Source organism: Exilibacterium tricleocarpae, from assembly GCF_007004655.1.
Lineage (GTDB): Bacteria > Pseudomonadota > Gammaproteobacteria > Pseudomonadales > Cellvibrionaceae > Exilibacterium > Exilibacterium tricleocarpae.
This window is the reverse complement of the sequence record NZ_ML660088.1, coordinates 320,412-334,419: the sequence shown is the minus strand read 5'-3', so window position 1 is coordinate 334,419 and position 14,008 is coordinate 320,412. Positions and strand designations below refer to the sequence as shown.

Genomic DNA, 14,008 nt, shown 5'->3' with positions numbered 1-14,008 from the left:
TACCGTAGTTCCGAAGCTCCTTTAGAAACTGCAATGGTAGGTTTGACTTGCGGTAAAGCCGCTGGAAACTGTCTGCCGCAGGGATGCGGCAGGCAAGCCCCCATGGATGGGTTTATCGGGGGGACGCCCAGTCCGTGTTTCCAGCGGCTTTACCGCAAGTCAAACCGGATCGGTTGCCACCGCCCTTAAAACACAATCAATAAGCCCGCCTCTCAGCATTAATCCGCGCCGCCTCCTGCTGATCCACCGCTTCAATCCTCACGGCGCTCTGCTTAAACGCCGGCTGGCGTGAGTACGGGTCCAGCAACCCAAGCGTTAAACGATTCACACAGTCGTAAAAATGAAACGGGATAAACACCATATTGCGCGGCACCCGGTGGGTGAGTTGCACCATTACCACGGCGTCGCCGCGGCGCGAGGTCAGGCGCACGTACTGCTGGTGTTGCACGCCCTGCTCGGCGGCGGCGTCCGGGTTCATTTCCATATAGGGGGTCGGGCTGAATTTATTGCAGTTGCCGATCTTGCCGGTGCGGGTGCGGGTGTGAAAATGCTCCACCACGCGGCCGCTGTTGAGCCAAAACGGGTAGTCGTCGTCCGGGCATTCGTTGTTGTTGACGAAACGCACCGGGATCAGGTTGGCTTTGCCGTCCGGAGTCTGAAACCTGCCGTCCGTATACAGGCGGGGTTCGCCTTTTAAATAGTCGGGGTCGGTAGCTGGACGCTGCGCATGCGCCTGCGTAAACGGCCACTGAATGCCGCGGGCCGCTTCGATATTGGCGTAAGTCATACCCGAAATATCGAGCGTGCGCCCGGCGCCGGTCGACAGTTGTTTCATTTCCTCGAAGGTCTGTTCCGGCGTTTCGGCAAAGCTGATTCCACTGTTGCCGGTAAAGCGCTCGGCCAGCTTCCGGAAGATCCAGAAGTCGGGTTTGGCATTGCCGTACGGCTGCACCACGTTGCGAACCAGATTGACGCGGCGTTCGGTGTTGGTGTGACAGCCTTCTTTTTCCGCCCACACCGCAGCCGGCAGATAGACGTGTGAATACTGGTTGGTTTCAACATCCTCGTAGACATCCTGCACCACCAGGAAATCGAGTTTCTCCATCGCCTTGCGAATGCGCGGCTGGTTCGGCATCGATGTGAGCGGATTGGTGGCGACCAACCACAGCCCTTTGATGGCCCCGGTTTCGATGGCCGGAAAAATATCGGTCTGGGTAAGGCCGCGCCGCTCGGGAAAGAAGTCCGGGTCTACGCCCCAGTAGTCGGCGACCTGGCGGCGGTGCTCGGGGTTTTCCAGTTGGCGGTAACCGGGCAGGCCCGAACAGGAGGACCACTCGCGGGTGCCCATGGCGTTGCACTGGCCGGTGATCGACAGACTGGTGCCGCCGGGCTTGCCGATATTGCCGGTCACCAGGTTGAGGTTATTGATATTGGCGACCCCGTCCGAGCCGTGGGTGCTCTGGTTGATGCCCATGGTCCAGATACTCATGGCCGTGCCGGCGCCGGCATAGAGCCGGGCCACGGTGCGAATCATATCCTCGTCGATACCGCAGATGTGCTGGGCACTTTGCGGATCATATTCCGCAACCAGCGCCTGCAGTTGCGGCAGGTTATTGGTGTGGGCCTGCAGGTAAGCGCGGTCTTCCAGACCTTCGGCGAAAATTACATGCAGCATGGCGTTGATCAGCACGCAGTCGGTGCCCGGGGTGATGGGCAGGTGAATATCGGCGAACTGGGCCAGCATGGTGACCCTGGGGTCCACCACGATCATCGGGAAGCGCCGCCGCTCGCGCGCCTCTTTCAGGCGCCAGTAAATGATCGGGTGCTGTTCCGGCAGGTTGGAGCCGAACGCGATCAGGCAATCGGTGTGCTCGAAATCGTCGTAACAGCCGGGCGGACCGTCGGCACCGAACGAACGCTTGTAGCCGGAGACCGCGGAGGCCATACACAAGGTGGTGTTGCCGTCGTAGTTATTGGTGCCGATACAGCCGCGCACCAGTTTGCCCAGGGTATAGAATTCTTCGGTTAACAACTGGCCGGTGGAGACCACCGCGAAGCTGTCGCGGCCGTGCTCGGCCTGGATGGCTTTGATGCGCGCGGCGGTGTGATCCAGCGCGGTATCCCAATCGACCGGTTGCCAGGGCTGGTGAAGTTTGTCCCGCCACAGCGGCTCGGCGCCGCGGCCCGGCGAGTCGAACAGCTCGTGTTCCAGAATACCCTTGATACAGAGTTTGCCGCGATTGACGTCCGCTCCGGCGTGGCCGCGGCTGGTCACGACCCGACCGGCCGCGTCGAGGCCGATCTGGATAGCGCAACCGGTCGAGCAATAGTTACAGGTGGTGTACTTCCACTGTTTGACTTTTTTTTGTGGTATGACGATCGGTTTGCGATCGTTGCGACCAAATAGCATAACGTTGCCTGTGTAATGGGTGGCGATGATCGGGGCGGCTGCGGCGACCGCGCCCGTTTCGACACCGGTAGTGGTGAAACTTTACCTGTTGGTAAACGTCTGTTGAGCGTCACCGGTAAGCAAACTCCGGTAATCACTAAATCTCTCCAGCGCCTAAACCTCAGCAATAATCAAACCAAGGTCCCAACCGATTTACCACCGAGCCGGAAAAGCGTCTTGAAAACAAACAGTTAATATTTTGTGCACTATTTTGGTGAGACTCGCCGGTGTTTTTTCGCGATAGCGGAGCTGTTGTTTTTGATTGTTTGTGCGCCGATGTGGTTCTCAGTTGCCCGGTTGTGCGTTAACGGCGTGCGTTTTTTATCGAGACGCGTGCACTTTAATGGCGCTTCTTATATTTATCCTGTTGATTTTCATAGCAATGTTCAGATTGCGGGAAAGCTGGCACCGTCCTTGCTGTCACCAGCCCTTGTCGGCAACTGTTTATGCCTGGTGCCCGCGGGGGTTGTCGATTGCAGCAGATTTTTTTAGTCGAACGTATTTGATTGAGGTAGCCGTTATGAGCGTGACCCCTTTACCCGCCTGCTCCAACACCGCCGGTCGCGGCCGTGTCGCTCTGGTGGGAGCGGGACCCGGCGATCCGGAGCTGTTGACGGTAAAGGCGTTGCGCTGCATTCAAATGGCGGATTTGATTTTGTTTGATCGGTTGGTCAGCGCGGAGATCCGCGCGTTGTTTCCCCCGCGCACCCGGGCCCTTTATGTCGGCAAAGCCAAAGGTTGCCACAGCGTGCCCCAGGACCGGCTCAATCGGCTGCTGATCGCCAAAGCGCTGCGGGGGTTTAACGTCTGCCGGCTGAAAGGTGGAGATGCATTTGTATTCGGCCGCGGCGGCGAGGAAATGTTGGCGTTGCGCCAGGCGGGTATCGCCGTCGAGGTGGTGCCGGGTATTACTGCCGCTTCCGGTTGCACCAGTTATGCGGGCATCCCACTGACTCATCGCGGTGTATCTCAGGGCTGCACGCTGGTGACGGCACATGGCGAGAAAGCATTGTCGGTCAACTGGACCAGCCTGGCGCAAGCGGGCCACACCCTGGTGTTTTATATGGGTCTCAGCAAGGCCGGCTTGATCAGCACGCAGTTGCGCAACGCCGGGATGTCAGCGCAGGTGCCGGTGGCGCTGATCGAAAACGGTTGTCGCGCGGGGCAGCGCGTTGTGCGCGGCCGGTTGGATGAACTGGCGTCGCTGGTACAGCGCGAGGCTGTGCGTTCACCGGCGCTGATCGTGGTGGGGGACGTCGTGGCGCTCGCGGATCAACTGCATTGGTTCGGGCAATGTGAACCCGATGGCGGAGAACTCTTCTCCGCCACTGTATTAAAACAATTATCAGCCTAGTCAGGGATTGGGGAAGGAGCCGTTTATATGAGTAAACAACGCATTGTCGTCGTCGGTAACGGGATGGTGGGGCATCGGTTTATCGAGACGTTGTTGCAGTCGGGCGACGGCTATGACATTACCACCTTTTCCGAGGAACCGCGGCTGGCCTATGACCGGGTCCAATTGAGTACCTACTTTGCCGGTTCCACCGCCGCCGATCTGGCGCTGGCAGATACGGATACTTACCGCAACAGCGGCGTCAACTATGTGCTCGACGACAAGGTGGAGCAGATCGATGTGCAAGCACGGGTGGTGACCACCACCGCCGGGCGCCGCGCCACCTACGACAAGCTGGTACTGGCAACCGGATCGTCGCCATTCGTGCCGCCGATAGCGGGTGCCGACCGACCTCACTGCCTGGTCTACCGCACCATTGAGGACCTGGAGGCTATTACGGCGTCGGCCCGGGACAGCGCGGTGGGTGTTGTGGTCGGCGGCGGGCTGCTTGGTCTGGAAGCGGCCAACGCGTTAAAAGAACTCGGTTTAAAAACCCATGTGGTTGAATTTGCACCGCGCCTGATGGCGGTACAACTGGACGCCGATGGCGGCGAACTGCTGCGCCGCAAGATCGAGGCGCTGGGTGTCGAGGTGCACACAGAAAAAAACACCCGGGCCATTGTCGCCGGCGACCGCCACCGCTATCGCATGAACTTTGCCGACGGTTCCCATCTGGAAACGGATATGGTTTTGTTTTCCGCCGGTATTCGCCCGCGGGACGAACTGGCGCGCCGGCACGGGCTGGCGGTGGGCGAGCGCGGTGGTATTGTTATCGATAATTACTGCCGGACTTCCGCAGACGCGGTTTACGCCATTGGCGAGTGCGCGCTCTGGGACGGTCGGATCTTCGGCCTGGTAGCGCCCGGCTACCAGATGGCGAAGGTGGCGGCGGCGCATATAGCCGGCGCGGATGCCAGCTTTACCGGTGCGGATATGAGCACCAAGTTGAAGCTGTTGGGTGTCGACGTCGCCAGTATCGGCGATGCCCGGGCTCAGACCCCGGGTGCGAAAAGCTATACCTATATCGACGAGGTCGAACAGCTTTACAAGCGCTTGATTGTCTCCGCAGACGGCAGCCGGCTGTTGGGGGCGGTACTGGTCGGCGATGTTGAAGCCTACGGCAACTTGCTGCAACTCAAACTCAACGATATGGCCTTGCCGGACAATCCCGAGGGACTGATTCTGCCGGTATCACCAGGGGCCGTCGCTGCCGAGGGTGTGGATGCGCTGCCCGCCACCGCACAGATCTGTTCCTGTTTCGACGTCAGCAAAGGCGATATCTGCGGCGCCGTGCAAAACGGCTGTGCAGATATGGGCGCACTCAAGGCGCAAACCAGTGCCTCCACCGGCTGCGGCGGTTGTGCGGCACTGGCCAAACAGGTTATGGACAGCGAGCTGGCAAGTCTGGGGGTGGCAGTGAACAACCATCTCTGCGAACACTTCGCCTATTCGCGTCGCGAACTGGCCGATATCGTCAGAGTGAAAAAACTGGCCACGTTCGGACAGTTGCTGGATCAGTGCGGCAGCGGTCTGGGCTGCGATATCTGTAAGCCGGCGGTGGCATCCATCCTGGCGTCTTATGAAAACGAGTATGTGTTAACGGACGATCATATCGGCCTGCAGGACACCAACGATATTTTTCTCGCCAATATGCAGAAAGACGGCACCTACTCGGTGGTGCCGCGTGTGCCCGGCGGTGAGATCACGCCACAGAAACTGATTGCCCTGGGTCAGGTGGCCGATGAGTACAAACTCTACACCAAAATTACCGGCGCGCAGCGGGTGGACCTGTTCGGCGCCCAGTTGCACGAGCTGCCCGCGATCTGGGGCAAATTGATCGATGCCGGTTTTGAGACCGGTCACGCCTACGGTAAAGCGCTGCGCACGGTGAAATCCTGTGTCGGCAGCACCTGGTGTCGCTACGGTGTGCAGGACAGCGTCGCCATGGCAATTGCGCTTGAAAACCGCTACAAGGGTTTGCGTTCGCCCCACAAACTCAAGATGGCGGTGTCGGGGTGTACCCGCGAGTGTGCCGAGGCCCAGTCGAAAGATGTCGGGGTAATTGCCACGGAGAGAGGCTGGAACCTTTATGTCTGCGGCAACGGCGGTATGCGGCCGCGGCACGGGGATTTATTTGCCATCGATCTCGACGATGAAACCCTGGTGCGCTATATCGACCGATTGCTGATGTTTTATGTCCGCACCGCCGATCGCCTGCAGCGTACATCGGTCTGGCTGGAGAAGCTCGAGGGCGGCCTTGAGTACCTGCGCGAGGTTGTGATTGCCGACACACTCGGTATTTGCGAAGAACTGGAAGCTGAAATGACCAAGGTGGTGGGTACCTATCAATGCGAGTGGAAAACCACACTCGGCAATCCCCGCAAACTCAAGCGCTTCAGCCACTTTATCAACTCCGGTGCCACCGACGACAAGCTCGCCTATGTGCAGGAGCGCGGCCAGCGCCGGCCGGCAGATCGAGAAGAGTCGATTAAAACAATAAACGTGTTATAGAGAGTCAATATGAGCGAAGCAGTAATGCGGCAGCGCCGGCAGCAACCGGCGCCGGCCAGAGATCAATGGGTCAGTGTATGCCGGGCGGCGGATTTGGCACCGGATACCGGAGTCTGCGCCCTGGTAAATGGCGAACAGGTGGCGATTTTTAATGAGAGCCGCTCCCGCAGCGTCTACGCGATATCCAACTACGACCCTATTGGCGGGGCGAATGTCCTGTCGCGCGGCATCCTGGGGTCGATTGACGATGAAGTGGTGGTCGCCTCACCGCTTTATAAACAGCACTTCAGCCTGCTGACCGGCGCCTGCCTGGAACAGGCCGAACATCGGCTAAAAATTTATCCGGTGCGCATACACGATGGAGAGATTCAGGTGCAAACCGTTTTTTAGTTGTTCTCTGCACTCGGGCCTGTTAACCCTCTTTCAGTTAGCTCTGCCGGGGCTGTATTGCCGCCCAGCAAGGCAGAAGGAGCGTGGTTTGGTACAACCAAATGAGCGACTGATAACGCCGCTGGGCGGCAATACAGCCCCGGCCCTTCGGGTTGGGCCTGACAAAGCGCCACTCGTCGTTGCTCGTCACTCATTTGGTTGTACCAAACCACGCTCCTCGCGCCTAGATTGGCGCTTTGTCAGGCCCAACAGAGCTAACTGAAAGAGGGTTAACAGGCCCTAAGCAGGGCGGCACGTCCGCCCGTTTTTTTCAATTCTATGACTAATGAAGATGCCTGAGCATCGAGGGGACGACTATGTCTGTGGAAAAGTTCAACCTGCTGTCCTTTACAGGAAAAATGAAGGTGCTGCACCTCAGTTGGATCGCGTTTTTTATTACGTTTGTAGTGTGGTTCAACCACGCTCCCATGCTGCAGGCGATAGCCGCCAGCCTCGGACTGCAAGCCGACCAGGTTAAAACACTGCTGATTCTCAACGTGGCCCTGACGATACCGGCGCGTATCGTGATCGGCATGTTGACCGATCGCTACGGCCCGCGCCTGGTTTACTCCGCGCTGCTGGCGCTGGGGTCGGTACCCTGTTTTATGTTTGCGCTGGCCGATGACTTTACCCAACTGGCCATTTCCCGCTTTTTGCTCGGCTTTATCGGCGCCGGTTTTGTTATCGGTATCCGCATGGTCTCCGAGTGGTTTCCGGCCGGCGAACTGGGTACGGCCGAGGGCATCTACGGCGGCTGGGGTAACTTCGGTTCGGCGGCGGCGGCTTTTACGTTGCCGACGCTGGCGCTGCTGTTTGGTGGCGAGAACGGCTGGCGCTATGCGATCGGCGTCACCGGTTTGCTGAGCCTGGGGTTTTCGTTTATCTACTATGCCAATGTTACGGATACGCCCAAAGGCTCCACGTATTTTAAACCCAAAAACAGCATGGCTATGGAGGTGACCAGCAAGGGCGATTTTTTCTTTCTGCTGTTGATGAAGATTCCCATGTACGCGGCCCTCGCTTGCTTGGCCTGGAAGCTGTCGCCCGCCGGTGTCGATATGGTCAGCCAGGGCGCGGTTTACGGAATTTATCTGGGTTTGGCAGCACTGTACCTGTACGAGGTGTCCCAGGTCTGGAAAGTCAACCGCAATATTTTCGTCAAACCGGTGGCCCCGCTGCATCGCTACCCGTTCAAACAGGTGGCTGTGCTGAACGTGTTGTATTTCGCCACGTTTGGTTCGGAGTTGGCCGTGGTGTCGATGTTGCCACTGTTTTTTGCTGAAACCTTTGAACTGAGTGCGGTGATGGCGGGCATGGTGGCCTCTGCTTACGCCTTTATGAATCTGATGTCGCGCCCGGCCGGCGGCTGGATTTCCGATAAGTGCGGCCGCAAACCCACGTTGTTGATTTTGACCGGCGGCCTGGCCCTGGGGTACTTCACCATGTCGCTGGTCGACAGCCAGTGGGCGCTCTGGGCGGCGGTGCTGGCAGCTATGGTCTGTTCTTTTTTCGTGCAGTCCGGCGAGGGCGCGGTGTTTGCGGTGGTGCCGCTGATCAAACGCCGTCTCACCGGGCAGATTGCCGGTATGACCGGTGCTTACGGCAATGTGGGTGCGGTGACTTACCTGACGGTGTTGTCGTTTGTTGACTACGCTACTTTCTTTCTGGTTATTGCCGCCACCGCGGTATTGGGATTTATCACGTTGTTGTTTATGGAAGAACCCGAGGGTCATATAGCCGAAGTGCGCGAAGACGGTTCCGTGGAACTGATCAATGTGGGTTGACCACAAACGCCCGGTCGATATGGTGCCAACCGGCACCGCCGCACAGAGTCAGAGGCGGTTGGACGTGGAGTTCGGCGGCTACACGGCAGCGGGGCGCAAGGCGGAGAACCAGGATGCCTTTGCCGCCCACCAGCCGGCTGCCGGTGCGCGGCAGTTAAAAGGTGTCGTCGCCTGTATCGCCGATGGGGTCAGCAGCAGCGACAACGCTCAACTGGCCAGCCAGACCAGCGTGACCCACTTTATCGAGGACTACTACAGCACCCCTGACACCTGGCCGGTAAAAACCGCGGCAGCGCGGGTGCTGGCGGCTCTCAATGCCTGGCTCTATCACCACGGGCGCCAGCAGACGCTGCCGCACAACAGTCTGGTGACGACGTTCAGCGCCGCTATCGTCAAATCCAACACCGCGCACCTGCTGCATGTCGGTGACAGTCGTATCTACCGCTTGCGCGGCTCGACGCTCGAACTGCTGACCCGCGATCACACCCGCGCGGAAGATGCCGGTTGCCTGATCCGCGCCCTGGGTATGGATACCCATTTAGAAGTGGACTATCACGGCGAGGAGGTGCAGTCCGGAGATATATTGATATTGACCTCCGACGGTGTGCACGGTGTGTTGCCACTCAAGGCACTCGGCGACTTGTTGCGGGCGGGGCTCGGCGACCCGGATGCGAACCTGGAAGCGCTGGCGACCCGGGTTGTCGAGCGGGCGCTGGCCCGCGGCAGTGATGACAATCTCAGCTGTCTGTTGGTGCGCGTCAACCAGGTGCCGCTTGAAGATATCGACGAAGTGCACCGCAAGCTCACCCAACTGGCTATTCCGCCGGCGCTGGAGGAGGGCATGAAGTTGGATGGTTACGAGGTCTTGCGGGTGCTGCACAACGGCACCCGCAGCCACGTTTATCTGGTTCGGGACCCCGCCGGTGACGACCTCAAAGTGCTGAAGGCGCCGTCGCCGAATTTTGCTGACGATCCGCAATACCTGGAAAGTTTTATCCGCGAGCGCTGGGTCGGGCAGCGGATCGATCACCGCGGGGTGATGAAAATGTATGCGCCGCCGGCCAGCCCGTTTCTCTACCATTTGTGTGAATATATTGAAGGACAAACGCTGCGACAGTGGATGTTTGATCATCCGCAACCATCGCTGACCGAGGTGAGGGATGTGACCCGTGGTGTGATCACAGCGCTGCGGGTGTTTCAACGTATGGGCATGGTGCACCGCGATTTGAAACCGGAAAACATCATGGTCACGGCGACCGGCCAGATCAAACTAATTGATTTTGGCACTGTGCAGGTGGGCGGCCTGGAGGAAATCGCGGCACCGTTGCACGAGCAGTATCCGGTGGGCTCGGTCGACTATATCGCGCCGGAATACCTGCTCGGGCAGCGCGGCACCCATCAGTCCGATATCTTTTCGCTGGGTGTTGTCGTCTACGAAATGCTGACCGGCAGAGTGCCTTTTGCGATGTCGAATGTGCACCGGCGCCCGCCGGTGCGCTTCGATCAGTGGCACTACCGTTCAGCGCGCCTGGTGTGCCCGGCCCTGCCTGTGTGGGTTGACCTGGCGCTGCGCCGTGCCACCCGGCCCCAGCCGGCGCGCCGCTACCAGGCGTTATCAGAGTTTTTGCAGGACCTGTGCACCCCCAATCGGGCTGCGCTCGAGCGCAGTGAAAGCGCGCCCTTGCTGGAGCGCAACCCGACTCGCTTCTGGCAATTGGTGACCGCACTGTTGTTTATTCTGGTAGTTGGGCAGTGGTTGTGGATGAGTCGCTAGTGGTGGCGGCTTCGAGCTTTTTTATCTGTCGCTGCAGGTAGCTGAAACGCTCGAACTGCGGGTGATTGGCGCCGATACCCGTCACCTGGCGCAGGCAGCGGCGGTAGAGGCTGGTGTATTCGCCCAGGTTTTGCCTGGCCTTGGCCTCAGCCAGTATTACCTGGACCAGATTGAGGTTCAGGCCGATATGCTTCGGGTACAGGCCGATCGCCTCGGTAAACGTGTCGATCGCCTCGCGGTACTGTTTTGCCTCATACTGGCTGATACCCTGGCGGGTCAGATCGCCGGCGAGTTTTTTGCCGGGCTCACTGACCGGCTCCTGTGCCAGGGCGTCGATCTTGGCGATCAGGTCGGCATCGTCCGGGTGTTCCCGCGCCAGGCGCACCAGCAGTATCTGGGCTTCCCTGTGGCGACCGGTTGCCAGCAGGGCGCGGGCGCAATCGAGGCTGGTCTCGATTGCGGGGTCCTCTGTTTCTTCATAGAGGGCGTGCGCCTGCGCGGCGGCTGCAGCCGCCGCCTCGGTGTCTTTCTGGCTGGCGTGCACCTGGGTCTCCACCAGCTTGGCCTGCAGGGCTACCGCACTGTCCTCGGCAAAGCGCTTCACCACCCGGTCGAGGCTTTTCATGGCCTGCTTGGCTTTCGCCCTGCCCTCGGCCGAGGTGTCGCCGTTGACCACCTCGGCGATTTTTCGGGCGTAGTTAAACGTGTCCTGCGCAGATTCATGGCAGGAGTCCAACCCCCATTTGATGGCGTTTTGGTGAGAGCCGATACAGACGTCGTCATCGTGGTTTTGCTCGGCCAGCGCGGCCAGCTGACGGTGGCGCACCACCGATCTTGGCGACACCTCCGTGGCCTGGGTTGTGTACGCCTGGGCGGTCAGGGTATCGTTTCTCGCCGCGTAGAGTTCGGCCAGTAAATCGTGGGCTTCCACATAGCGGGTGTCTTCCTCGATCACAGCCAGCAGCAACGCCTCCGCCTCATCGAGTTCACCGGTGGCCAGCAGGGTTTTCCCCAGTCCCAGTTTGGCCCAGGTGTGAGGCTTCTCCGCCAGTGTCTCCCGATAGAGGGTGATGGCCTCTTCGTGCTGGTTCAGCAGGTAGTGGAGTTGCGCCTTTATCCGCAAACAGTCGGCGGCGTATCTTCTGTGCCCGTCCATGACCTGGTCGCACAATGCCAGGCCGCGGTGGTAGTCGCGGTTGTCGATGGCCTGTTTGATATCGAAAAAAACCTGGTGCTTGATCAACGCCTTGTCCAGGCGCAGGCGCAGGGAGGCCTGGGTAATCGGCTTGGTGATGTAGTCGTCGGGCTGGCATTCGAGGGCGCCGAGCACCATCTGCCGGGAGGACTCGGCGGTGATCATCACAAACAGGCTGGTGTTGGTCAGTGCGCGCAGGTAGCGCAGCTCCTCGAGAATCTGTTGGCCGTCTTTACCGGTACCCAGGTTGTAGTCGCACAGGACGATATCGTAGGTGCGCGCCTGGCACATGTGGATGGCATCCCTGCCGCTGGCGGCGGTGTCGATATGAGAGGCGCCAAATGCCTTCAACATGCGTTTGAGGGAACCGCGCACCTCTGTGAAGTCATCGATGATCAGGCACTTTTTGGTGCTGTATATCTTGATTACGTCGATTTGCTGCATGGTGTACCGGCGTCTGATCCGGCCCCTCGTCCATCCTGCTCCCCGGCTTCTTTCAGTGTAGGTGAAGAAACCGGCAGCGGCTAGCCGCTTTGTTTGGCGGCGATCCAGGCGGTCACATCCCGTTGCACCGCAGCCATCGGGCGCGCGCCGGGCAGCAGAATCAGGTCGTGGAATTCCCGCAGATCGAAGGCCTCGCCGAGAGCCGTCTGGGCTTTGGCCCGCAGCTCCACAAATTGCAGCATACCCAGTTTGTAACCGAGTGCCTGGCCCGGCCAGGCCATATAGCGCTCGATTTCGGCGATCACATCGGTGATGGGGTTGCCGGTGGTCTGGTAAAAGTAATCGATGGCCTGTTCCCGGGTCCACTGCTTGGCGTGCAGACCGGTATCCACCACCAGGCGTACGGCGCGATACAGTTCCGCCTGCAAACGACCCAGGTCTCCCCAGGGGTCGTCCTGGTACATGCCCATTTCTTTTGCCAGCAGTTCCGAATACAGCGCCCAGCCCTCGACGTAGGCATTGAACGGCGCATTTTGGCGCAACAGACCGATATCGGTCTGGGCCATATTCAAAGCGATTTGAAAATGGTGTCCGGGTACGGCTTCGTGGTAAGTGAGCGTCTTGAGGCTATAGCTGGGGTTGGCCTTCATGTCGCGCAGATTGATCCAATAGATACCGGGCCGGCTGCCGTCCAGGGAGGGGGCGGTATAGAATCCGCCCGCCTCACCGGCCTGGGAGACCACCGGGATGCGCCTGACCTCTATATCGGCGTCGGGTAAAGTGGCAAACATGGCCGGCGCCTTTGCCATCACTTCTTCCACCTGAGTGTTGAGATCGGCCAGTAGCTGCGCCCGCCCGGCATCGGAGTCCTCATAGAGAAAACGCGGATCGCTGTTCAGCGCCATCATCCGCTCGCCGACGCTGCCGTCGGTCAAGCCGTTGGCTTTGAGAATGCCGTCCATCTCGGTGGTGATGCGCTGCACTTCATTGACACCGGTGGTGTGAATGGCGGCGGCACTGAGGGCGGAGTCCCCAAGGAATTGAATGGCGTGGAGATAGTAATCCGCGCCGCCGGGCTGGGCCCAGATGCCGTCGTTTGAGGGCGCGCGCTGTTCCTGTTCGCGCATAAAAGCCGCAATCTTTTGGTAACCCGGGTAAACCACAGCGTTGACGTTATCGATTGCCTGCTGGGTTAACTGCTGGCGTTGTGCGGCGGAGAGGGCGTCGACTTTCTCCAGCCGTGTGCTGAAGGTGGTTACCAGGGCGTGCTCGGCGGGCGTGGCGGCCAGGAAGTTGTCGAAGTAAGTCAGGGTTTTGCCGAACAGTTTTTTCGGCAGGATTACACCGGCGCTTTCATCGGCTTTGAGCTTGGCGAGCACCTGCTCGGTAAACGGCGCAAAGGCCTGCAGGCGCGCCAGATAGTCCCGCGCATCCTCGAGGCTGGCAATGCGCTGCTGGACCTGCATGGCTTTGGGAATATCGATCAGCGGCCCGGCGATCTGGTTGACGATGTAGGGCAGATGTCCGCCCCAGGTATCGATATAACCGGCGCTGAAAGGCTGGTGGCCGGCGTAGTAGCGGTCGATGACGGCAACTACATCCAGGTGCAGCCGGTCTTTGGCGGACAGCCCGTCGCGGTTGACCGCGTCCAACTGCGCGGCGGCGGCTGCCATAGCGCTTTGTACGGCGTTCATACCGTCCGGCGAATAGTCCGGCAGGCGGTGGTTGTACTTACCGCCGACCAGCTTCTCATCGATATCCAGCAATGTCGATAACACCGGTTGTGATTGCATAAATGCCAGTGTGTGGGTGTCTACCAGGGTATCTATCTCGGCGCGGGTGACGGTGGCCTGAGGCGCGGTCTGGGTTTCGCTCGCCACCTGCCGGCCGTTATCGGAGCAGGCTGTCAATAAGGCTGCGGCGGTTATTATGATGAATAACTCTCTGATGGTCATTGGAAGTTCCTATTGCGTTTGTGTACTGATGGTGTGCAACGCTCTGCCTTGGTACTTTTTTGAGCTTGCTTATA

The 14,008-nt window shown here is 59.4% G+C and carries 8 protein-coding genes; 5 read left to right on the top strand and 3 right to left on the bottom strand.

Annotation, left to right across the window (positions count from 1 at the left end):
- Nucleotides 1–196: 196 nt before the first annotated feature.
- On the bottom strand, nucleotides 197–2,410 hold the full coding sequence (locus tag FKG94_RS04030) for a molybdopterin oxidoreductase family protein (protein WP_142902903.1): 2,214 nt from the start codon (nucleotides 2,408–2,410) through the stop codon (nucleotides 197–199).
- Between the two features lie 559 nt (nucleotides 2,411–2,969).
- Between FKG94_RS04030 and cobA the strand changes: the two genes are divergently transcribed.
- The 5 genes from cobA (at nucleotide 2,970) to FKG94_RS04005 (ending at nucleotide 10,340) form a co-directional block, all read left to right on the top strand.
- Entirely contained in the window at nucleotides 2,970–3,803 is an 834-nt protein-coding gene (gene cobA / locus FKG94_RS04025; RefSeq protein WP_142902902.1) for a uroporphyrinogen-III C-methyltransferase, read from the top strand.
- 27 nt (nucleotides 3,804–3,830) lie between these two features.
- On the top strand, nucleotides 3,831–6,353 hold the full coding sequence (gene nirB, locus FKG94_RS04020) for a nitrite reductase large subunit NirB (protein WP_142902901.1): 2,523 nt from the start codon (nucleotides 3,831–3,833) through the stop codon (nucleotides 6,351–6,353).
- A gap of 9 nt (nucleotides 6,354–6,362) precedes the next feature.
- On the top strand, nucleotides 6,363–6,743 hold the full coding sequence (gene nirD / locus FKG94_RS04015) for a nitrite reductase small subunit NirD (protein WP_246124917.1): 381 nt from the start codon (nucleotides 6,363–6,365) through the stop codon (nucleotides 6,741–6,743).
- A 356-nt stretch (nucleotides 6,744–7,099) separates the two neighbouring features.
- Nucleotides 7,100–8,566 (top strand): NarK family nitrate/nitrite MFS transporter, encoded by a 1,467-nt coding sequence (locus FKG94_RS04010; protein WP_142902900.1) that lies wholly within the window; start codon nucleotides 7,100–7,102, stop codon nucleotides 8,564–8,566.
- A complete protein-coding gene (locus tag FKG94_RS04005) occupies nucleotides 8,556–10,340 on the top strand; it encodes a bifunctional protein-serine/threonine kinase/phosphatase (protein WP_246124913.1) in 1,785 nt (594 codons plus the stop codon). Before FKG94_RS04010 ends, FKG94_RS04005 begins: the two co-directional genes overlap by 11 nt.
- On the opposite strand, the gene FKG94_RS04000 is transcribed toward FKG94_RS04005, so the two are convergent.
- Nucleotides 10,300–11,979, bottom strand: coding sequence for a response regulator (locus FKG94_RS04000; protein WP_142902899.1), 1,680 nt, complete (start codon nucleotides 11,977–11,979; stop codon nucleotides 10,300–10,302). The genes FKG94_RS04005 and FKG94_RS04000 overlap by 41 nt on opposite strands.
- A gap of 80 nt (nucleotides 11,980–12,059) precedes the next feature.
- On the bottom strand, nucleotides 12,060–13,934 hold the full coding sequence (locus FKG94_RS03995; RefSeq protein ID WP_142902898.1) for a DUF885 domain-containing protein: 1,875 nt from the start codon (nucleotides 13,932–13,934) through the stop codon (nucleotides 12,060–12,062).
- Nucleotides 13,935–14,008 lie beyond the last annotated feature (74 nt).

Bases quoted from the DNA above. Each gene is read 5' to 3' on its own strand.
- cobA (WP_142902902.1), top strand. From the start codon at position 2,970: ATGAGCGTGACCCCTTTACCCGCCTGCTCCAACACCGCCGGTCGCGGC.
- FKG94_RS04000 (WP_142902899.1), bottom strand. From the start codon at position 11,979: ATGCAGCAAATCGACGTAATCAAGATATACAGCACCAAAAAGTGCCTG.
- FKG94_RS03995 (WP_142902898.1), bottom strand. From the start codon at position 13,934: ATGACCATCAGAGAGTTATTCATCATAATAACCGCCGCAGCCTTATTG.
- nirB (WP_142902901.1), top strand. From the start codon at position 3,831: ATGAGTAAACAACGCATTGTCGTCGTCGGTAACGGGATGGTGGGGCAT.
- FKG94_RS04005 (WP_246124913.1), top strand. From the start codon at position 8,556: ATGTGGGTTGACCACAAACGCCCGGTCGATATGGTGCCAACCGGCACC.
- FKG94_RS04030 (WP_142902903.1), bottom strand. From the start codon at position 2,410: ATGCTATTTGGTCGCAACGATCGCAAACCGATCGTCATACCACAAAAA.
- FKG94_RS04010 (WP_142902900.1), top strand. From the start codon at position 7,100: ATGTCTGTGGAAAAGTTCAACCTGCTGTCCTTTACAGGAAAAATGAAG.
- nirD (WP_246124917.1), top strand. From the start codon at position 6,363: ATGAGCGAAGCAGTAATGCGGCAGCGCCGGCAGCAACCGGCGCCGGCC.